Annotated in this window: 17 protein-coding genes and 1 tRNA gene; 10 read left to right on the top strand and 8 right to left on the bottom strand. The window is 36.9% G+C overall.

Features of this window, described 5'->3' with window-relative positions:
- Positions 1-36 precede the first annotated feature (36 nt).
- Both HHL20_RS09445 and HHL20_RS09440 read right to left on the bottom strand, forming a co-directional pair.
- Positions 37-354 carry a nuclear transport factor 2 family protein gene (locus tag HHL20_RS09445; RefSeq protein WP_169230881.1) on the bottom strand — a complete coding sequence of 106 codons (318 nt, stop codon included), beginning with the start codon at positions 352-354 and terminating at the stop codon, positions 37-39.
- Between the two features lie 128 nt (positions 355-482).
- Complete coding sequence (locus HHL20_RS09440; RefSeq protein WP_228463148.1) at positions 483-1,346, bottom strand: SDR family oxidoreductase; 864 nt, start codon at positions 1,344-1,346, stop codon at positions 483-485.
- 55 nt (positions 1,347-1,401) lie between these two features.
- Between HHL20_RS09440 and HHL20_RS09435 the strand changes: the two genes are divergently transcribed.
- Positions 1,402-1,767: a winged helix-turn-helix transcriptional regulator gene (locus HHL20_RS09435; protein WP_169230880.1), complete on the top strand. Its 366-nt coding sequence runs from the start codon at positions 1,402-1,404 to the stop codon at positions 1,765-1,767.
- Positions 1,768-1,802: 35 nt separating this feature from the next.
- Here HHL20_RS09435 and HHL20_RS09430 read toward each other — a convergent pair whose 3' ends face one another.
- Both HHL20_RS09430 and HHL20_RS09425 read right to left on the bottom strand, forming a co-directional pair.
- Positions 1,803-2,522, bottom strand: a complete 720-nt coding sequence (locus HHL20_RS09430) for an AAA family ATPase (RefSeq protein ID WP_169230879.1) — start codon at positions 2,520-2,522, stop codon at positions 1,803-1,805.
- A 791-nt stretch (positions 2,523-3,313) separates the two neighbouring features.
- Positions 3,314-4,051, bottom strand: a complete 738-nt coding sequence (locus tag HHL20_RS09425) for an endonuclease (RefSeq protein WP_169230878.1) — start codon at positions 4,049-4,051, stop codon at positions 3,314-3,316.
- 134 nt (positions 4,052-4,185) lie between these two features.
- On the opposite strand from HHL20_RS09425, the gene HHL20_RS09420 reads away from it, so the two are divergent.
- The 3 genes from HHL20_RS09420 to HHL20_RS09410 all read left to right on the top strand — a co-directional run bounded on the left by HHL20_RS09420 (position 4,186) and on the right by HHL20_RS09410 (position 9,058).
- Entirely contained in the window at positions 4,186-5,541 is a 1,356-nt protein-coding gene (locus tag HHL20_RS09420) for a deoxyguanosinetriphosphate triphosphohydrolase (protein WP_169231162.1), read from the top strand.
- A 220-nt stretch (positions 5,542-5,761) separates the two neighbouring features.
- The gene (locus HHL20_RS09415; RefSeq protein ID WP_169230877.1) at positions 5,762-6,715 is read left to right on the top strand and encodes an SPFH domain-containing protein; all 954 of its coding nucleotides are present in this window, start codon (positions 5,762-5,764) and stop codon (positions 6,713-6,715) included.
- Positions 6,716-7,036: 321 nt separating this feature from the next.
- Positions 7,037-9,058: a DUF3857 domain-containing protein gene (locus tag HHL20_RS09410; protein ID WP_169230876.1), complete on the top strand. Its 2,022-nt coding sequence runs from the start codon at positions 7,037-7,039 to the stop codon at positions 9,056-9,058.
- 68 nt (positions 9,059-9,126) lie between these two features.
- On the opposite strand, the gene HHL20_RS09405 is transcribed toward HHL20_RS09410, so the two are convergent.
- Both HHL20_RS09405 and HHL20_RS09400 read right to left on the bottom strand, forming a co-directional pair.
- Positions 9,127-9,468 carry a DUF962 domain-containing protein gene (locus tag HHL20_RS09405; protein ID WP_169230875.1) on the bottom strand — a complete coding sequence of 114 codons (342 nt, stop codon included), beginning with the start codon at positions 9,466-9,468 and terminating at the stop codon, positions 9,127-9,129.
- A 105-nt stretch (positions 9,469-9,573) separates the two neighbouring features.
- Positions 9,574-11,244, bottom strand: a complete 1,671-nt coding sequence (locus HHL20_RS09400; RefSeq protein ID WP_169230874.1) for an APC family permease — start codon at positions 11,242-11,244, stop codon at positions 9,574-9,576.
- 252 nt (positions 11,245-11,496) lie between these two features.
- On the opposite strand from HHL20_RS09400, the gene HHL20_RS09395 reads away from it, so the two are divergent.
- The 3 genes from HHL20_RS09395 (at position 11,497) to HHL20_RS09385 (ending at position 16,453) form a co-directional block, all read left to right on the top strand.
- Positions 11,497-14,457 carry a tetratricopeptide repeat protein gene (locus HHL20_RS09395; RefSeq protein WP_169230873.1) on the top strand — a complete coding sequence of 987 codons (2,961 nt, stop codon included), beginning with the start codon at positions 11,497-11,499 and terminating at the stop codon, positions 14,455-14,457.
- Between the two features lie 94 nt (positions 14,458-14,551).
- Positions 14,552-16,312 (top strand): TonB-dependent receptor, encoded by a 1,761-nt coding sequence (locus HHL20_RS09390; RefSeq protein ID WP_169230872.1) that lies wholly within the window; start codon positions 14,552-14,554, stop codon positions 16,310-16,312.
- Positions 16,313-16,379: 67 nt separating this feature from the next.
- Positions 16,380-16,453, top strand: a tRNA-Arg gene (locus HHL20_RS09385).
- Between the two features lie 97 nt (positions 16,454-16,550).
- Here the strand turns inward: HHL20_RS09385 and uraH are convergent.
- Both uraH and HHL20_RS09375 read right to left on the bottom strand, forming a co-directional pair.
- On the bottom strand, positions 16,551-16,958 hold the full coding sequence (gene uraH / locus HHL20_RS09380; protein WP_169230871.1) for a hydroxyisourate hydrolase: 408 nt from the start codon (positions 16,956-16,958) through the stop codon (positions 16,551-16,553).
- Between the two features lie 106 nt (positions 16,959-17,064).
- The gene (locus HHL20_RS09375) at positions 17,065-17,634 is read right to left on the bottom strand and encodes a Crp/Fnr family transcriptional regulator (RefSeq protein WP_169230870.1); all 570 of its coding nucleotides are present in this window, start codon (positions 17,632-17,634) and stop codon (positions 17,065-17,067) included.
- A gap of 207 nt (positions 17,635-17,841) precedes the next feature.
- Here HHL20_RS09375 and HHL20_RS09370 point away from each other — a divergent pair, with 207 nt between their 5' ends.
- The 3 genes from HHL20_RS09370 to HHL20_RS09360 are packed head-to-tail and all read left to right on the top strand — an operon-like array spanning position 17,842 to position 19,583.
- Positions 17,842-18,606: a tryptophan-rich sensory protein gene (locus HHL20_RS09370; protein ID WP_169230869.1), complete on the top strand. Its 765-nt coding sequence runs from the start codon at positions 17,842-17,844 to the stop codon at positions 18,604-18,606.
- A gap of 54 nt (positions 18,607-18,660) precedes the next feature.
- Positions 18,661-19,278 carry a flavin reductase family protein gene (locus HHL20_RS09365; RefSeq protein ID WP_169230868.1) on the top strand — a complete coding sequence of 206 codons (618 nt, stop codon included), beginning with the start codon at positions 18,661-18,663 and terminating at the stop codon, positions 19,276-19,278.
- Positions 19,278-19,583 (top strand): hypothetical protein, encoded by a 306-nt coding sequence (locus tag HHL20_RS09360; RefSeq protein WP_169230867.1) that lies wholly within the window; start codon positions 19,278-19,280, stop codon positions 19,581-19,583. The genes HHL20_RS09365 and HHL20_RS09360 overlap by 1 nt, the downstream gene beginning before the upstream one ends.
- Positions 19,584-19,853 lie beyond the last annotated feature (270 nt).

Raw genomic sequence — 19,853 nt, 5'->3', positions numbered from 1 at the left:
TTTCGCGTGAATTGAAATATGCTGAACAAGATTGATTTATCCCGTGATCTTCAGCGAGTTGATTAATCCGTCTTTTAATTCAAGATGATATTTCAAAACAGCCGGACTTCCGGGAAATGTTCCAGAAATTTCCGCTGATAGGATATTTTCTTTTTCGTTATAAGCTAAAGGCTTCATGACTGTTTTAAATTCCTTATTAGCTTTATCGATCCAATTTTCGATTTCTGCTTTTCCATTGTAGGTGTTGCCTTCGTCTGTTACAACGGCTGTTTCGGTGAAACAATCGGCAAAGGCATGACTGTCAAAATTCTGTTGTGTTTTTACAAGTTCCGTGATGATGTCTGGTAAATTCATTTTGCTTTATTTTAATATTATTGTTTTAATTTTTAACACAAAAAGTGTGGATATCTGATATATGTCTGAGACTTCTTTTCATAAAATCAACGGTCAACAATCAATCATCAATCATCGATTATCAATCATTATACAGTAGGTATCGTTCCTCCGTCGATCACATATTCGGTTCCGGTAAGATAATTTGCGCGAGGTGAAACCAGGAAGCCCACCAGTTCGGCAACCTCCTCAGGCTCCGCAGGTCTTCCGTACGGAATTCCGCCTAATGCATCCATGACAGTCTGGGTAGCTTCTGCAGTACTTATTCCGCTGCTTTCTGCAATCCGCTCCATCATTCTTGTGGAAGACTCTGTCATGATCCAACCCGGAGAAACCGTAAGAACACGTACACCTTTCGGAGAAACTTCTTTCGAGAGACCTTTGCTGTAATTTAAAAGACCTGCTTTGGCAGCCGCATAAGGCAGGGTGCTGTCGTGCAGCGGCAACCTGGCCTGTATGGAAGCGATGTGAATAATAACACCGGTTTTCCGTTCGATCATTTGAGGGAGAAAACCTCTGTCTAATCGTACCGGGGATAGAAGATTTGTCTGAACTGTTTCTATCCAGTCTTCATCCGTGAGCACTGAAAATCCGCCGGCTTTAGTCTCCGAACCGCCCATATTATTAACCAGAATATCAAGCGGCCCGAATGTTTCCATTACTTTATCTATTACCTGCTGAGTACCATTCGCAGTGCTGAGGTCTGCTGATATGAAATGCATCCCCGAATAGATTTCTTCGGGTGGATTTCGTGCAGTGATGATCACGGTTGCTCCGGCAGCTAGAAGTCTTTGTGCAATGGCTTTTCCGGCTCCTTTAGTACCGCCTGTTACTAAGGCTTTTTTTCCTTTAAGTTCATTATTAAAATTAAATGCATTGTTCATACTGTTGTTCTTTGGTACAAATTTCTGAAGTATCCACAGTTCTGGCAATAACGGAAAACCGAATTGCATAGGGAAAATTTTTTCCCCTATTGTACGTTTTGGTGCATTAGGTTAATTTTGTTATATGCGAGAAAGAAAAATTCCCCTGAACTTAAACTGCGGCCTTGATCTGATCGGTGAGGTGCTTTACGGCAAATGGAAGATCCGTTTGCTTTGGTTCATTAATGAAGGGTATCTGCGGCCCAGTGAACTGCAGCGGAAAATTCCCGATGCGTCCCGCCGGGTACTCAATATTCAGCTGAAAGAACTGGAAGAGCATGAGCTTGTTTGCCGGAAAATTTATGCTCAGGTTCCGCCGAAAGTAGAATATTATCTGACAGATTTCGGAAAAACACTTATTCCTGTAATCGCTGCACTGGGAAACTGGGGTGATGAACATGAAGACCGGTTGAGGAATCTTATCCTGAAAAGATCTGAAAATGGTGAATAGTTACAATATTTATCATCCGGAAGCGACTCAAGGCTTTAAGAGATTTTAATATTTTCGCTTTCAAGCTTTTTGATCAGATTTCCTTTCACCACCGTAAAAGCATGATCTTTCGCCTCTGCAAAAGAAATACTGTATTTCCGTCCGATATTCCTGAGATCCTGAGGGAATTTATAAAGGATTTTATCGTAAAAAAGATCAAGAAATTCTTTCGAAGGCATTTCGTAATGCACGGAAAGCTGAAATCGTCTCATCAATGCAGTATCAATAATTTCCGGATGATTGGTGGCACAAATCAGCAGCGCATTTTCAGGATAATAATCAATCAACTGGATTAATGTATTCACAAGTCTTCTCATTTCGCCAACATCTTTATCGTCACTGCCTCTCGCTTTTCCGATCTGGTCGAGCTCATCGAGGAAAAGTACCGATCTCTCCCGTGCTGCTTTATCAAAAATCATTTTTATATTCTGTGAGGTTTCCCCGATTCTAGAAGAAACGATATTGCTTAAATTGAGGATAATAATGTTTTTGCCTAGTGCATGGGCAACTGCTTTTGCTGTCATGGTTTTTCCGCAGCCGGAGCTTCCCTGCAGCAACACTTTATTGTTGACAGGAAGTCCGTATTCCTGTAGTTCCCGGGAATAGGTATTTTCTTTGATAAGCTGCACGATCTGATCCTTATTATGGCTGTCGAGGAATACATCGTCAAGCATAATTTCTTCTTTATCCTGGATAATAAGGTTGTAGAGATTCATGTGGCAAAATTTAACGGCAAAGATAAAGGTTATTCAACAAAAAAGCCGAACAAATACATGTTCGACTCTATCGGCTATTATAAAAATTAAAAATTGTCCTTAGTGTGGATTGTCTTATGTTTTGGATGCCCTTTTACTCCTGTGAGTAAAAGAGCGGCAACCGTTAAAGGTTGAAAACATAAACAATATAATTCATTTGTGAGTTCTTAGGCTACTTGCAGCCGCAGAATTTAAATTAGTTTCTTTCTTCTCTCTTAACTGTTGCGAAATAAGAAGAAAAAACGACTAAACATGTTGCGATTCCGATGTAAGCTATCATTTTATTGTATTTTTAATTATTTGATTAATTATTGTTGATTTGATATTGCAATATTACGACAATAAAATGACACCTGAAAATAAAAATCATGATGTATATCAGTGTTTTATGGCTGTTAAATTAACTTTTGGGTTAAAATAGGTTTACATAAATTTAATATAAACCGGAAAATTTATTTATGAATTTATTAATTTTTTGACTGAATTTTATGAATTTATTAAAAGATAGTATTTAAGCTTCAAAACTTAATAATCAAAATGCATCGCATAGCATCAAATAAAACCTGATTTAAATCACCTGAATTTGATTAAATTATTTAAATATGAATAAAATTTAATCTTTAATCCTGCAATGGTGAAAAAAATTCGGAAAAATGGAAACGAAATATTGCTGTAAATGTGTTATTTACCGAAGAAGATGTGATTCGAATTGAATATTTTTAAAAAAGTAATGAATGGGGAGATGACGGATATTATTGATATAATTTCTGATCGGTTTCGCAGAAAAAACTTCTTCTTTTCCCTTTGCCAGTCTGCTTTTTGATGAATTTTTGTCCGCATTTCGGGCAGTTTTTCTTAGTATGAGCCAGCCAGTGCTTTTTAAGCGTAAACTCTCTTTTCCACTCCAGAAAATCAAAGCTGTAATTTCGGGCTTCTTTAATCAGTTCCTTTATTTTTTTATCCGGCATTTTGCCTAAAAGGCTTTCAGGATGTACACCGATTCTGAAGAGAACTTCATTTTTAATAATATTGCCAACTCCGGAAAAAATATCCTGATCCATCAACGCGTCGCAAACCATCATTTCGGGATTTGATTTCAGTTTTTCGATAGCTTTTGCCGGATTCCAGACATCGCTCATAACATCGGCTTCCCAATCAATGCTTTCTAAAAATTCTTTATCTACCATTTTTACATGACAGGTATAGAAATAGATACTCCCTTCGGAAAATAGTAAAGATAATCTGAGCTGACGGTCAGGTTTCGTCTGTTCATCAACACTGTGAGAACCGAACATCAGCAGGTGAATTCTTACGGCAATGTTATCAAATATAAGATAGGTTTGTTTTCCGAAAGTTTTTATCTCATTAAGGGTTTGTGCGACCAGAATCTCCTTTTCTATCTTGGCATTTCCGGTGGCTTCAAGCACTTTTCCGCCTTCAAATTTTTGAATGCTTTCTTTCATTAAAAGTATGGAAGGACCTTCGGGCATGATGTTCTTTTATTGTCGAAATAACAATAATTCTGCCATAACAAATCTGGAAGGAAACTAAGAACGTCTGCTCGTAACAAAAAATGACCGGATGTGTCGAAAAAAAACAAAATTTGAAGTAATTTTGGCGCATGATGAACTTAAACCAGATTTTCACGAATCAGCGTACAGGCAACAATCCGAATACGAAAGCTTCGAGAACGGATTTCCAGAGAGACTTTGACCGAATTATTTTTTCATCTGCATTCAGGAGACTTCAGAACAAAACCCAGGTCTTTCCTTTGCCGGGAAGTGTTTTTGTGCACAACCGTCTTACGCATTCACTGGAAGTTTCGTCTGTAGGACGCAGTTTGGGAAGCGTAATGGGGGAGTTCATCCACGATCAGTATAAAAACGACCTTACGGAAGATGCTAAAAGTTTTTACCTTCATAACTTAGGAAATGTGATTGCTGCGGCGTGTCTTTGTCATGATGTAGGAAATCCCGCTTTCGGGCATTCCGGTGAAGATGCTATTGCAAGCTATTTTGAAAGGAATGAGTCTGACCTGAAGCCAAAATTCAATGAAAAAGAATGGGCCGACCTGATGAATTTTGAAGGAAATGCCAATGCGATCAGAGTGTTGGCGCAGCAACAGCAGGGTAAAGATGCGGGAGGTATACAGCTTACGTTTTCAACGCTGGCAAGTATCGCCAAATATCCGTGTGAAGCCATCGCTAAAAAGAAAGGTTTCATTCACCGTAAAAAATTCGGCTTTTTTCAGAATGAAAAAGATATTTTTCTGGAAATTGCTAAAGAAACGAATCTGATTTCAGAAAGCGAAGATCCTCATATTTTCAAAAGGCACCCTTTTGTATGGCTGGTAGAAGCGGCTGATGATATCTGTTATAATATTATTGATATGGAAGACGCACACCGCCTAGGAATCGTATCTACCGCCGATTGCAAAAACCTGTTTTTCGAATTGGTAAAATCTGAAACGGACGATGTGCAAAGAATTGAAACAAAACTGAATTCCATATCCAACGAAAATGAGCAGATCTCTTATCTCCGTGCCAAGGTGATCAATGCGCTGATTAATAAATCGCTGGAAATGTACAAGCAGAATTTTGATAAAATTCTGGAAGGAAATCTGGATAAAGCCCTTTTGGATCTTTATAAAACCGAAAATACCACCTTACAGGATATTGAAAGTTTTTCCATCGAGAAAATATACAATCATAAAGCTGTGGTTGAAATCGAAAATGCAGGTTATAACGTAATGTATGAGCTTTTGGATCATTTTATTCCTTCTATTCTGAAGCATGAGAACGAAAGAAAGTCTTATGACAAAAAAGCCTTAAAACTACTTCCGCAGCAGTTTGAATATAAAGACGGGACCGATTATCAGAAAGTGTTGGGTGTTATTGATTTTGTTTCGGGAATGACGGATAATTATGCCACGGATCTCTACCGTAAAATAAAAGGAATTGATATTGGGATGACGATGTAATTGAATGTAAACTTAAAAAAACTATTCTATCTCCTGCTGGATTAAATATTACTATAAAACATTTTTGAGTCATTAAATTTAACCTTCTTTTTGTGGTAAATGATAAGATTTTCATAGAACGATTAATTAAAACCGGGCGCACAAAGTGTTCGGTTTTCTTTTTCAATCTAAAAACCATATCTTTATAAAGAATACAAATTCATATTAAAAAATTATGACTATGAGCCTTTTTTTAGTACCTATTATTTTTATCGGATTAATTATTTTATTTGCTTCCTTCTTCGTGGTAAAACAGGAAACCGCAGCCATCATCGAACGCTTCGGAAAATTCCAGGCTGTGAAGCATTCGGGTCTTCATCTTAAATTACCGATTATTGATCAGATTGCCAAAAGACTGAATTTGCGAATTCAGCAGCTAGATGTCATGATCGATACCAAAACCCTCGATAATGTTTTCATTAAAATGAAAATCTCGGTTCAGTATCAGGTGATCAGAACACAGGTTGGTGACGCATATTACCGTCTGGAAAACCCTGAAAACCAAATTACTTCTTACGTGTTTGATGTCGTTAGGGCGGAAGTTCCTAAGCTGAAGCTGGATGATGTTTTCGTAAAAAAGGATGATATCGCGATTGCGGTAAAAGGAGAGTTGCAGGAAGCTATGCAAAGCTATGGTTACGATATTATTAAAGCATTAGTAACGGATATTGATCCTGATGAGCAGGTAAAACATGCCATGAACAGAATCAATGCGGCGGAAAGAGAAAAAACCGCGGCAGAATATGAATCTGAAGCTCAAAGAATCAGAATTGTTGCTGTAGCGAAAGCCGAAGCCGAATCTAAAAAATTGCAGGGACAAGGTATTGCAGACCAGAGAAGAGAAATTGCCAAAGGTCTTGAAGAATCCGTACGAATGCTGAATAATGTTGAAATCAACTCCCACGAAGCTTCTGCATTAATTGTAGTTACACAACATTATGATACCTTACATTCTGTAGGCTCAAGCAATAGGAGTAATCTTGTTCTTCTCCCGAATTCACCAACGGCCGCAAGCAATATGCTGAATGATCTTGTGGTAGCAATGACCGCCGCAAACACGGTAGGAGAGGTTACCAAAGGAAATTATCCAAAACCGCCAAAAGATCATACACACAATACCAATAACGATCTGTAACATATAAACCTCAGTTTTGCTGAGGTTATTTTTTTGTCCTGAAAATCTGCCGGATATGGCTGCAAATTTACCGCAAAGAGGCAATGCTTAGATATACACTTATACAAGGATTTCAAAATCAAATATTTTTAAGACTTAGATTTTTCTTTTTTTCTAACTTAATAATAAATTTTAAATAAATATTATATCTTTTGCTCCTTTTGCGGTTAAATAAAGTGCCGTACTTTTAAGTTATCTTAACATTTTCCACACTTGTTTTTACAATTTTAAATACTTAATTTAACCTTTCTTTTTTTTACCAAACACAACAGTAAACATTATATGGATAATCAGATTGAAATTGAAAATTACAGAATCCGAAAATCGGAAGAATGGGCAGGAAATATTAATGATCAGGAACTCATAAGCAGAATACAGGATTCCGATTTTGCCCGACAGCAAAACAATGAAGGAAAGGATTTTTGTTATTTCTTAGATAAAAAATATCACACCAGCAATACCGAAAACAGTGAATATGTCTGCATGGCATACACTTTAAATGAGCCTGCTAATCTTGAAAGAGCCTCAGTTTCCGATATTGTGGTCGAAGAAAATGAAGTCTATAATATTCACCGCATCAGTGTTTTAAGAGACGGTATTTTGATCGATAAAATTCCGGATACTAAAATTAAAGTGCTGGACAGCGAGAACCACAGCAGCGGCGGAATCCTGAGCAGCAACAAGAAGATCAATATTACCATAAAAGATCTGCGGTTGTATGACGTCCTGATTCTTGAAGATTCAAGAGTAAAACCATTTACCGAACGTGATTTTCTGAGAAAAGAATTTTCAAAATATGTTTGGGTAAGCCCCGACAACTACTGGGCATACGGCAGGTATACTTTTACCTTCATTAATGAGCGGAATGAAAAGATTGCGTATAAGAAAACATTCTTCAGGGATGAAAACGGCAATGTTCTGGAACCGGAAATTCATTATCTTGAAAAGGGTGAAAAATTTATTTTTGAAGAAAACAATTATATCAATCCGGTAGATGCCAGTCGGGAGATTTTTCCTTTTATTGATTTCGCCACAGCTAACAACTGGAAAGAACTTTCCAATTATATTGCGCCTATTTACCAGGAAATTTTTGATACAGCCACTCTGAAAGATTTTGCACCGGCTCTTATCGAAAAACTTGATGCCTTACCTGATCTTGACGACAAAATACAGTTCGCGATTGAATATGTACAGAATAATATCTATTACATTTTCAATGCCGATGAAATGAACGGCCACAAACCGCAGGAACCTGCCATCACCTATGAAAACAAACAGGGTGACTGTAAAGCCAAATCTGTGCTTTTAAAAGTTATTCTGGATTATATCGGGGTAGACGCTTCTATTGTACTGGTAAATTTCCATACGGATTTTTATATTAAATATTATCTCCCTTCTCTTCTAACATTCAATCATGCGATTGTGAAAATTAATCATAAAGGAGAAGAGTTTTTTATAGACGCTACGATACGTGATGAATTCGGAACGCTTGAAAACCGTGGGTTTATTTACTTCATGCACTACCTCGAAGTTAAACCCGATCAGGAACTGAAGCAAAGAAAGCCGTACCGTTATCCTTATTTCTGCGTCGATGAAAAGGTTGATTTCCGGGCTCAGAATTCAATAGGAAAACTGACACTCACCACAACGTATAAAGGCAACCGCGCCAATGCCATGAGAAGGTATTTTAAAAATACAAACAGACGGGAAGTTATCGACAGCTGGAACAATTTCCTTTTTTACAGCCTGAATTATTCGGGTGACAGAAACGGAACGGATATCAGGGATATTTTTAAAGACGCTTCAATTGATATCGTGAGTGATGATAAACAACGCAACGAATTTAAAATTCAGTACCAGTCTGTTATAGAAAATCCGTATTATACAGATCCTAAAAACAACCGTTTTCTCATGTACTTCGACCGGAATCTGGTAAAAGCAAGCGCACGGAATTTTATTCATAAAGATCTTCCTTTCTGGCATAATTTCGACAGTGAAAAGTATGAGATCAGTCTGTATACCGACCAGAAGATCGATACGGAGGAAAAATATACGGTGCAGGAAAGTACCATCAACAATCCTTATTTTGATTTTAAAAGCCGGAAGAAGATAACGAAAAACGGTGCAACGGTATCTATAGAATACAACCCTCTTGTTAATCTTGAAATTCCGCAGGATGAATTTGAGAAATTCCGTACGGATCATCACACGGTTGCAGACAGCAATTTCGGTTTAGGAATCGATATTATTGAACCGGGTCTGATGAACATGCTAAAGTTTAATTTTAAGAAAAGATTCAAGTAAGGTCTAACGTAAAATTTCGGCGGGTTTGCAAAGCAAACCCGCCGAAATTATTATTATTATAAAAGTTTTTAAATCTCTTCCGTTTTTTTCGGAACTGGAATTCCCGTGAATTTCTGTTTTCCGATTAAAAGCTCAAAGAAAAGTCTAAAATCAGAAATTAACGACCATAACGGATAGCGAAATGTTGCTGGTTTATTCTTTTCGATAACTGCGTGACTGAACCATGCAAAACCGTACCCGAATATCGGAACGTACCATAAAAATCTTTCTTTTCCGGAACTTATGACGTACCCGATGACGAAAAATACTAATAAAATCCCTATGAAATGGAAAATACGGGTTCCCATTTTACTGTGCTCAGTGAGGTAAAATTGGTAAAACTCCCTGAATGTTTTTATTCTTTCAGACATGGCATTTGTAGTTTAGATTATTGAAAAGCTAAAGCAAGAAGTTCGCCAATGTTGAAGAAATAAAAAGCCGGAATCAATAAAGAATCCGGCTTCCGTATATTTTAATTAAGCTTTTCTGAGCTTACTGTTTCTGTATCCGTAGCAGAAATAAATAATCAGTCCGATAGCAAACCAAAGCCCGAACCAGAACCAGTTGTCGTGGCTCATCCCGGTTAAAAGATACAGGCATGAGCTTAAACCAACCAATGGAATCAACGAGAAATTCTTAATAAAAGTAAAGATGCACAACACCAGATTGATCAGAATAAAGAAAAAGATCGAAGCTCTGAATTCACCTTCTTTCGGATCTTTCCAGTCCATTAGTGTATGGAAAAACTCAGGCTGCCAGAAATAGAAACCGATCAAACTTCCGATGAAAATAACCGGGAAAATAATTTTACCATTAATATAAGGAAGATGGAATCTGCCTTTCAGTTTCTCTTTTGCAGGAAGCATCAGAACACCTGCGCAAACTAACACAAATGCAAAAATAGTCCCGATACTTGTAAAATCGAGAATGAAGCTTTTATCCGTAAATAATATAGGAATACCAACTACAATTCCCGTAACTACGGTTGCATAAGAAGGGGTTTTATATTTCGGATGTACCTTCTGAAACTTCGGGGACATCAGTCCGTCACGGCTCATGGCGTACCAGATTCTCGGCTGGCCCATCTGGAAAACCAGAAGAACGGTTGTAATGGCAATTATGGCAACGAAAGATACTACAAGTTCCATCCAGGCAACATTGGCATTGGATTTTTCAAAGATAAAGGAAAGCGGATCTCCCACACCGTCGAATTTGCGGTAATCGACCATACCTGTTAAAACAAGCGTTAATGCGATATAAATAAAAGTACACAATACCAAAGAAATAATCATCCCTTTCGGTAACGTTCGCTGCGGATCTTTCGTCTCTTCGGAAAGCACGCTTAAAGCATCAAAACCGATGTAAGCGAAGAATACGCCCGAGACTGCACTCATAACCCCTGCAAAACCATTCGGCATAAAAGAAGCTACCTGAGTTTCAGGATTTACAGGCGTCCAGTTATCCGTATTGATGTATGCAAAACCTACCAGAATCACTAAAACAATCACTGCAAGTTTCAGGATCACCAATACGTTATTGAAGTTTTTACTTTCTTTAACCCCAACATAACATAACCAGGTAATGAGCCCGTTGATTACCAAAGCAGGTACATCAACAATGAATTTTAAGCTTCCTAATAAAGGAGCATTTGTCCATGCGTTGATCAGTTCTTTGTTTTCAGAGCCGTTCATAAAAGCTTTTTTGGCTTCCGTATAGCTGCAGGTAAGGTAATCCGGAATATGCATTCCCATTCTTTCTAAAAAACTGGTAAAATAATCTGACCAGGAAAATGCCACATAGATATTTCCGAAGGAATATTCCATAATGAGCGCCCATCCGATGACCCATGCAATAAGTTCCCCGAAACTGGCGTACGCATACGTATAGGCAGAACCTGCAGTAGGAATCCTGCTGGCAAATTCAGCATAGCAGAGCGCAGTAAATCCGCAGGCAAAACCACAAATCAGATACAGTAAAATAACTCCGGGACCTCCTCGAAAAACGGCCTCTCCCAAACTGCTGAAACTCCCTGCACCTATAATCGCCGCAATACCAAAAAACACAATATCCCAGACTCCTAAAACCCTGTGCAGGCTCGTGGATGTGTCTGAATCTGAATAGATTTTCCTTCTAAATAGCTGACTCATTCAATTCTAAAATTTGATTTGAAAAAAGCAAATGTAATTATTTATCTGAAATAATTCAGATTTTCTTAAGGTTTCTTGGCGAAAAGTTAAGAAGTCTTAAAAAATTATCCACTTATTAACAATGTGTTAAAAGGCTTGTTTATACAATATCTTTTCAATATTTTCGTTGATGGATTGTGGATAATTTTTCCACAGAATTTTAAATATATTAGACCTGATTATCAGTCTTAAACATTTTAAAATTTAAAATTAATGAAATCAAAAAAAATACTCTTAGCGGCTGCGGTGTTCTATTTCGGAATTTCCGATGCACAGCAGTCTCAGTACTTTACCCAAAAAGAAAACTACAGATTCAATCTCGCTGAAAATCTTTATCAGACCAAAATATACAACGCTTCTCAATACGAATATGCCAGACAGTATTTCTACAACCAGAACTTGTCCAGGTCAAAACAGGAAGCAGCGCAGTTTTTTGATAATGTCATCGGTGTAATTCTTCAGAAAAATCATGCGGAAGAAGGTTTAACGGCTTTTATTAAAGAATATCCGAACTCGGCGTATTTTGCGCAGGCTAATTTACCGCTGGCCGATTATTATCTTGCTAAAAAGGATTTTCCTAAAGCATTGGAAACGCTTAAAAAAGTTAACCAGTATCAGCTTTCAAAAGAAGAAAATACGCAGTATGTCCTTAAATTAGGCTACGCCAAATTTATGATGGGAGATTCCAAAGGGGCAACCGATGCCCTCGAAGAAGCTTATAAAACGGCAGATGAATCTCAGAAAGGCGACATCGCTTACATGCTCGGACACTTATATTATTCCGACCGGCAGAATGATAAAGCATTCCAGTATTTTGACTCGGTAAAAGACCAGCCTAAATATTCAAAGCTCGTTCGTCCTTACTATGTTCAGATGTATTATAATGATAAGGATTATGGCAAGGCAATTTCAGAAGGAACGGCTTTATTGAATGAAGATATTTCAGAATCTTATAAAGCGGAAGTTCACAAAATCATCGGCGAAAGTTATTTTATGCAAGGGGATTATACTTCTGCATATCCTCATCTTAAGGATTATCTGAGCGTTCAGCAGAATCCTTCGGAAAATGATCTTTATGAAATGGGATTTGTGGCGGCCCAGCTTAAAAAATATGATGAAGCAGTTTCATACTATAATCAATTGTTAAACAGCAATTCTGCACTGGCTCAAAATGCTTATTATCAGCTTGGAAATGCCTATCTCGCAGTTGATAAAAAGCAGGAAGCGCTTTCCGCTTTCCGTTCGTCCTATCAGATGAATTATGATCCGAAAGTGAAGAAGCTTGCCCATGAACAGTATGCGAAATTAAGCTACGATATCGGGAACCCTTTTGAAAGTGCTTCTACGGTAATTCAGAATTATATCAACGAAAATCCGAATACGAATGCTTCAGAGATGAGATCGCTTCTGGTAAAGTCTTATCTGTATTCCGGAAATTATAAAGAAACGCTGAACGCAATAGACAGGCTTCAGAATTCATCCCCGGAAATTAATAAAATTGACCAGGAGGTTTCTTATTTATTGGGAACAGAAGAATTCAACAAAGGAAATTATGATGAAGCGGAACAGTATTTCCTGAGAAGTTTAGGATTTAATATTAATAAAGAATTTAACAACAGAGCGTTGTACTGGCTCGGACAGGTGTATTACCAAAAAGGAAATTATCCTTCTGCAATTGTACGCTACGAAAAGCTGTTGAACGAAAATTTCCCTGAGAAGCAGCAGCTTCCTTACGATTTGGGATACGCTTATTTCAAGTCTAAAAAGTTTGATCAGGCAGAACAGTATTTTACCCAATATTTAAAAAATCCGAAACCTGAATTTAAAAATGATGCGGAGCTTCGTCTTGGAGACATCAATTACGCCAATAATAATCTGAATGAGGCGATTGCCATCTACGAAAAAAATGAAGATGCTACAGATTATACATTGTATCAAAAGGCAATGGCTCTAGGATTTAAAGGCGATACGCAGGCAAAGATCTCTAACCTGAAAAACCTTCTGTCAAAATATCCGGATTCTGAATATTATGATGATGCCCAATACGAAATCGGAACAGCGTACGCGGCGCAGGATGATTTTGCCAACTCGAATGACTTTTTCGCCAAAGTAATCAGAAGTTCATCTGATAAGGATCTTGTAGCCAATGCGTCAATTTACAGGGCTCAGAATTATATTGATTTAAATCAGAATGATAAAGCATTATCTGAATTAAGATCTCTTGGTGAGCAGTACAGAAATACAGCGTACGCTGAAAAAATTGTACAGGCTGCAAAACCGATCTTCACTAAAAACGGCGACGTTGCAGGATATGAAAGTTTCGCCAGAAATATAGGTGTAAATATCGATGCTTCTGAAATTGACGAAATCAACCTTTCTACAGCAAAACAGTATTTTGCTAAAAAAGACTACAAAAACGCGATTTCTTATTATGAAAAATATTTAACGCAGAATCCTACAGGAGAAGGTCTTTACCAGGCTAAGTATGAGCTTGGAGAAAGTTATTACCAGACAAAAAATACAACAAAAGCATTGTTGGTTTTACAGGAAATTGCCAATGTGCAAAACGATTATCAGGATGATGCGCAAACCCGTCTTGCACAGATTTATATTGCACAGGGTGATTCGGCAGAAGCGAGAAAATATTTAGAAAATATCAGAAATTCTTCAAACGTAAATGTTAAAAACTATGCGAATGTGGAACTGATGAAGTTATATGCAGAAGAAAAGAATTTTTCGGAAGCTGAAAAACTTGCAGATGCGGTAATTGCCAACAGCAAAAACTCAGCAGCCGTTATTGAAACTGCAAAAGTGATTAAGGCAAGAAGCCTGATGAATTCAGGGAAAGATAAGGATGCACAGACGGCTTACGCTTCACTGGAAAAATCTTCCAACACGGAAGTTGCGGCAGAATCGCTTTATGCAAAAGCATTTTATCAGAATAAAGCAAAGGCTTTCAAATCTTCCAACGAAACCATTTTCAGGCTGGCCAATAATTATTCTTCCGAAGAATACTGGGGTGCCAAAGCGCTTGTGTTAATGGCGAAAAACTATGTAGGTTTAAAAGATAATTACCAGGCAAGTTATACCTGCGATCAGATTATCGAGAACTACAAGGATTTCCCTGAAATCGTAGCGGAAGCAAAAGAAGTGAAAAAGCAGATTAAAAAATAAAAGTATAAAATGTAAAACGTAGAGTGTAAAAAGTAAAATGTAGCGTTCAGATACATTATACATCCCACATTATACATTAATACCTATTGTAAAAATGAATAAAAGAATTCAATTATTATCCATTATATTTTTAGGGTTTTCCTCGGTGGCGTTTTCCCAGATCAAAGAAGAAAAACTGATTCTTAATAAAAAAAGAGAACCGGAAGTAAAGAAGATCGAAAAAAAGAAAACTTCAGTAGAAACGATTAAAAATTATCCGCCGGAAGAAAAATCCCAGAATCCTGTACAATACAGAATTACGGATGTTCCTGCGGTTTCCGATTTTAAAACCTCTACGATCCAGGGACAGGATGTGACGCCAAAATTTGAAGGTTCTGCACAAAATAATTATATCCAGTTCGGAATGGGGAATTACGGGAAAATTCTCGGAGATGCCAATATTTCCAAAACACTGGAAAACAAAATCGAAGTGGGTGTTGATGCTCATTTTCTTTCCACACAAGGCCTGAAAAAGGTGTATGACTGGGATTCCAAGCAAAGTTCTACAACATTAGGTGCTTTCCTCAATTCTTACGGAGATAAGGGGAAATTCAACCTAAATGCTGAATATGGATTAGACAGCTACAATTACTACGGAATTTATGCTCTTGAACCGGGGGATGTTGATCTTGACCAAAGGGTGAATCAGTTCAAGGTAAACGGATATTATGATTTTTATTCTAATGAAATCCTGAATGATGTACGGGTAAAATCATCTTTCCTGAAAGACCATTTCGATGCACAGGAAAACCAGGTTTCCGTTTTGGCCAACTTATCAAAACATGCAGTGGAAATCGGCAAATCAGGAATTAACCTGAATGCTGATCTGGGAGTAGGTGTAGAGGCCGTGAAAAGTGAATTTGCCATTGTCGATAAAAATACATCCAACTTTGTTAACCTGAATCTTGCTCCGAAAGTAACTTTCAGAAAAGGAGATTCTTACTTAATGTTAGGTTCTTCCTTCGCATTTTTGAATTCAAAAAATCAGAATGCGATGATGGCTGAACAGTTGAAAAATAATAAAACGTACTGGTTTCCTCAGGCTGAATTCCAGTATGCCGCCGCTGATGAGTTTAAATTCTACGGTGGGGTAGACGGAGGTCTTAAGCTCAATACGTATGCCGATCTTTTACAGCAAAATCCTTTCATCGTTTCCGATCAGTACCTGAGGCCTACCGAGACAAAATACCATTTTTATGTAGGTTTAAGAGGAGATATCGACGAAATGTTTAAATATGATGTTTCTGCAGGCTATGGAAAAATGAATGATATTATGTTCTTCAGAGCAAATGATCTCTTCGATTATACTTCGGAGAACCGTTCCGCTTATAACTTTGCCAATACTTTTTCTGCTGTTTATGACAACGGAAATGTAGGCGACATTAAAGGAAGCCTTCAATATTTCCCGTTGGCCAACCTTATCCTGGATACGGAAGTGAAATTCACCAAATTTGACCTTGATAATTACTCGGATATTTATAATGTACCGCTTGTAACGGCATCCATCGGGGCAAAATATACCATGCTGGATCAAAAATTAATGCTTGGTTTTAAAGGGATTTTTGCCAGTGACAGAACAACGAATTCCTTTGTGCTTGAGGGAGTTGGAAGTCCGGTAACCTACCTGTCTACCGAGGATACGAATGATAAAGTTGGGGGGTATGCAGATTTAAACTTGTCGGCAGAGTATAAAATTCACAAAAATTTCAGTATTTTCGCACTCGGAAATAATCTTTTGAACTCAAAATACCAAACCTATAAGGGCTATAAAGTACTTGGGGCGCAGATTTTGGGAGGTGTGAAGATTACATTCTAATATAATTGATAGATATAATTGATGAATGATTAATCATTTATAATTCATCAGTTATCATTTATAAAATGGCTCCGTAGTTCAACTGGATAGAATAACGGATTTCGGCTCCGTCGGTTGGGGGTTCGAATCCCTCCGGGGTCACCTTAAAGGAAAAAGCATTTTAATTGCTTTTTCCTTTTTTATTTTTATAATTCCTCAATTTGAAATACGGGAGTCTGAATTTTCAATGGCTATTCAATCAGCTTCCTCTGTATGTAGAATAACCATACGCCGAAAGTGTTATAGGAACATGGTAATGGTTTGTATCCCTGATTTCAAATACGACCTCGATATATGGATAAAAACTTTCCGTGTTATTTTTGTTGAAATAATCTTTCGTATAATAGATCAATTTAAAAATACCCATATTTTTATTTTCTGCTGGAAGGAAATCTGAGATTCTTCCATTTGTATCGGTCTTTTTTTCATCCACAAAATTCCAGGTTTTCGACTGTTCACTGTATTTTTCTAGCTTTATACTGACCCCTGTGGCAGGAACGCCTCTGGAAACGTCCAGGATATGAGTTGAAAGCTGGAAATTATTTTTCTGTGCAGAAATTCCTATCCACAAAAACGTAAATAAGATCGTAACGATGAATGATTTCATTTTGTATTGGTTTTAAATTTAAATTATTTGATGTTGGATTATTTCTAAATACCTTTTACAAAATTAACTCCGCCAAAAAACAAAAACGTTGCCTTATGTCAACGTTTTATAGTTTTGATTTTATCCTGCTTAATGTTGAAGGAGATATTCCCAGATAAGAAGCTGCCATTTTATTGGATACCCGGAGTAAAAGCTGGGGCTGATGTTCAATGAGCCATTTCACTTTCTCGAAGGCATCAAAACCCTGAAATCCGTAGATCCTCTTTTGGGCTACAATAAATCCGAGCTCCAAAATTTCAGTGTATACTTTGGCAAATTGAGGTATCGTTTCAACCAAATGATAAAAATCCCTCCTCGAAATACAGAGTAACTCCGATTTTTCAATCGTCTGCAGATACTCGTGAGCCGGTTTCTGATCAATAAAGCTTGGCAAAGCAGTAGCAAAGCTCCCTTCAAATGCAAAGTACCTTGAGGTGTCTGCACCATCCTTCGTGGTAGTGAACAGCCGGATACATCCTTTGTTGATAAAGTAATAATATCTGCATACCTGATCATATTGGATCAGTATTTCGTTTCGTTCGGTTGTAAGCTTTGTGAAAAAAGATTTTACGGTCTCCATTTCCTGTGAAGAGATATCGCCTTTGCTTCGGATAAATTTTTCAAGAATTGAATACATGATGTAAATTACTTTATAATGGAGATGAAGTATAATTATTTTTCAAATTATTTTTTCTGGATACACTATGATAAGACGCCCTTAAAAAATGTACCCAAAAGGTAGTGATTTTGTCTGTAATAATTTACTTTTTGATGATTTCGGCTTAAAAAAAATGAGTAATTTAACGGTAAAATAAATTCTAAAAAGCGCTCTAAAAAATACATTATGGCAAGGCTACTGAAGATTTTAAATATCGTCGTTCTGGTTGCAACAATTGGCATCAACTACCTTTCAAACACCGGAATCCTTAATGGTGAAACAATGAGCAGTATTTCTGCAAAATTTCAGAATCTGTTTACCCCTGCAGGATATGCTTTTTCCATCTGGGGACTTATTTATCTGGGTCTTTTGGGTTTTGTGATCTATTACGGACCATTCACGAAAAATACGGATGACAAAGAAAAAGTTGTTTTAAATGTTGGCTGGTGGTTTATCATTTCATGCATTGCAAACAGCCTTTGGATATTTACCTGGTTATACGAGTATACCTTACTTACAATTCCGGTCATGGTTGTCTTATTTATCTCTTTACTTAAAATTATTCTCAACAACCGGGATCTTATAGAATCCGGGGATTTTAAAACAGCAATTTTCCTTCGCTGGCCTTTTTATATCTATTCGGGTTGGATTTCCGTAGCACTGATTGCAAATACAGCAGCATATCTGAAAAAAATCGAATGGACAGGTTTCGGGATTTCCGAAACTGCCTGGACGATCTCCATGTTCGTTATTGCGGCGGTAATCCATTTATATATGATCTGGAAGATGAATATGAGCGTGTTTGCATTAGTGGCAGTCTGGGCATTGATCGCTATTGCAGTCGCCAATCAGCATTCTAATTATACAGTGTATATTTCGGCCATAGTAACTGCAGTATTCATTTTGGTCAATGTTGTTTTTAAAATGCTAAAAAAGAGAGCGGTGTTTTGAAAGTTTAGCAAAATCATATTAATAGTAATCAATAAAAAATAATTTCACTCATTGATGTTAACACATTTTACCAACCAGCAGATTGCCAATATGGAGAAAAGGGCAAGAACAGCACTGATCAATTCCCTAAGCGGTTTTAAAAGTCTTAATTTAATCGGAACGGTAGATAAGGGCGGTCAAACCAATCTCGCGGTCTTTAATTCTGTAATACATCTTGGAGCCGATCCTGCCTTAATGGGTTTTATTTCCCGGCCTGATTCCGTCGAAAGGCATACGCTGGAAAATATAAAAGAAACAGGATGCTATACTATTAATCACGTTAATGCAGATATTTTCGAAAAAGCGCACCAGACTTCAGCACGGTATAAAAAAGAACAGTCGGAATTTGATGCTACCGGACTGAATGCTCAATATAAAAATGAATTTTTAGCACCGTATGTTCAGGAATCGAATATAAAAATTGGTTTGTACCTGAAAGATATTATTCCTATTGAGATTAACAATACCCAATTGATAGTCGGCGAAATTGTGGAATTATATTTTCCCAATGAAATCTGGGATGCAGATCAGGGTATTTTTGATATTGAAAAGGCAGGTACCGTTGCAGGTTCCGGTCTTGATGGTTATCATTCTACCCAATTGATAAAAAGAATGAAATACGCAAAACCTTAGTGGGAAAATATATAGAAATATCAAGAGGGATGAATCAAAATATCTTATTAAAAAGATTGAATCACAATCTTTTTTTTGGATTTATTTTAATTTGGGTTTCTTGTAAAGAAGAAAACAATAAGAAAGACGGAAGTAATATTGCTCCTACAAATGTTGAATATATCTTCGTCTCTAAACCAACAGAAAAAAAATATCAAAAAACAAAATACATTGGAGGTGTTTGGGATTTGAAAAACATCAAAATAATTAATTTAAAAAAAAATATACAATTATTAAAAAAGTTAATATTAATAAACTCTATTTAAATGAAAAAGGTTTTTTAGAACAACATTCTAATAAAATCGTTGGGGAAAGGTTAAAAACTAATAATAACATATTTAGATTTAATTTATTAGATTCACTCAACGGAAATTATACTGTAAAATTTATGACAACTGATTCATTACTTCTGTCCAGTGGACCAGTGATAAAAATTATAAATGATGATCTTTCTTCTCAGCAATTAGTTCATATAGAGATTTTAATGACTTCTTTTTAAAATCTTCATAAGATGTCTCACAGAAAGCAGTTAAACA

This window comes from Chryseobacterium cheonjiense, from assembly GCF_012927265.1.
In the GTDB taxonomy this organism is placed as follows: domain Bacteria; phylum Bacteroidota; class Bacteroidia; order Flavobacteriales; family Weeksellaceae; genus Chryseobacterium; species Chryseobacterium cheonjiense.
Note: the sequence above shows the minus strand (reverse complement) of the source record. Positions and strands in the feature narration are given on the sequence as shown.

Excerpts from the sequence above, each read along its gene's own strand:
- HHL20_RS09390 (WP_169230872.1), top strand. The coding sequence starts at position 14,552 with ATGAATAAAAGAATTCAATTATTATCCATTATATTTTTAGGGTTTTCC.
- HHL20_RS09445 (WP_169230881.1), bottom strand. The coding sequence starts at position 354 with ATGAATTTACCAGACATCATCACGGAACTTGTAAAAACACAACAGAAT.
- HHL20_RS09370 (WP_169230869.1), top strand. The coding sequence starts at position 17,842 with ATGGCAAGGCTACTGAAGATTTTAAATATCGTCGTTCTGGTTGCAACA.
- HHL20_RS09415 (WP_169230877.1), top strand. The coding sequence starts at position 5,762 with ATGAGCCTTTTTTTAGTACCTATTATTTTTATCGGATTAATTATTTTA.
- HHL20_RS09435 (WP_169230880.1), top strand. The coding sequence starts at position 1,402 with ATGCGAGAAAGAAAAATTCCCCTGAACTTAAACTGCGGCCTTGATCTG.
- uraH (WP_169230871.1), bottom strand. The coding sequence starts at position 16,958 with ATGAAATCATTCATCGTTACGATCTTATTTACGTTTTTGTGGATAGGA.
- HHL20_RS09395 (WP_169230873.1), top strand. The coding sequence starts at position 11,497 with ATGAAATCAAAAAAAATACTCTTAGCGGCTGCGGTGTTCTATTTCGGA.
- HHL20_RS09430 (WP_169230879.1), bottom strand. The coding sequence starts at position 2,522 with ATGAATCTCTACAACCTTATTATCCAGGATAAAGAAGAAATTATGCTT.
- HHL20_RS09405 (WP_169230875.1), bottom strand. The coding sequence starts at position 9,468 with ATGTCTGAAAGAATAAAAACATTCAGGGAGTTTTACCAATTTTACCTC.
- HHL20_RS09365 (WP_169230868.1), top strand. The coding sequence starts at position 18,661 with ATGTTAACACATTTTACCAACCAGCAGATTGCCAATATGGAGAAAAGG.
- HHL20_RS09440 (WP_228463148.1), bottom strand. The coding sequence starts at position 1,346 with ATGCAATTCGGTTTTCCGTTATTGCCAGAACTGTGGATACTTCAGAAA.
- HHL20_RS09400 (WP_169230874.1), bottom strand. The coding sequence starts at position 11,244 with ATGAGTCAGCTATTTAGAAGGAAAATCTATTCAGATTCAGACACATCC.
- HHL20_RS09425 (WP_169230878.1), bottom strand. The coding sequence starts at position 4,051 with ATGCCCGAAGGTCCTTCCATACTTTTAATGAAAGAAAGCATTCAAAAA.
- HHL20_RS09410 (WP_169230876.1), top strand. The coding sequence starts at position 7,037 with ATGGATAATCAGATTGAAATTGAAAATTACAGAATCCGAAAATCGGAA.
- HHL20_RS09420 (WP_169231162.1), top strand. The coding sequence starts at position 4,186 with ATGAACTTAAACCAGATTTTCACGAATCAGCGTACAGGCAACAATCCG.
- HHL20_RS09375 (WP_169230870.1), bottom strand. The coding sequence starts at position 17,634 with ATGTATTCAATTCTTGAAAAATTTATCCGAAGCAAAGGCGATATCTCT.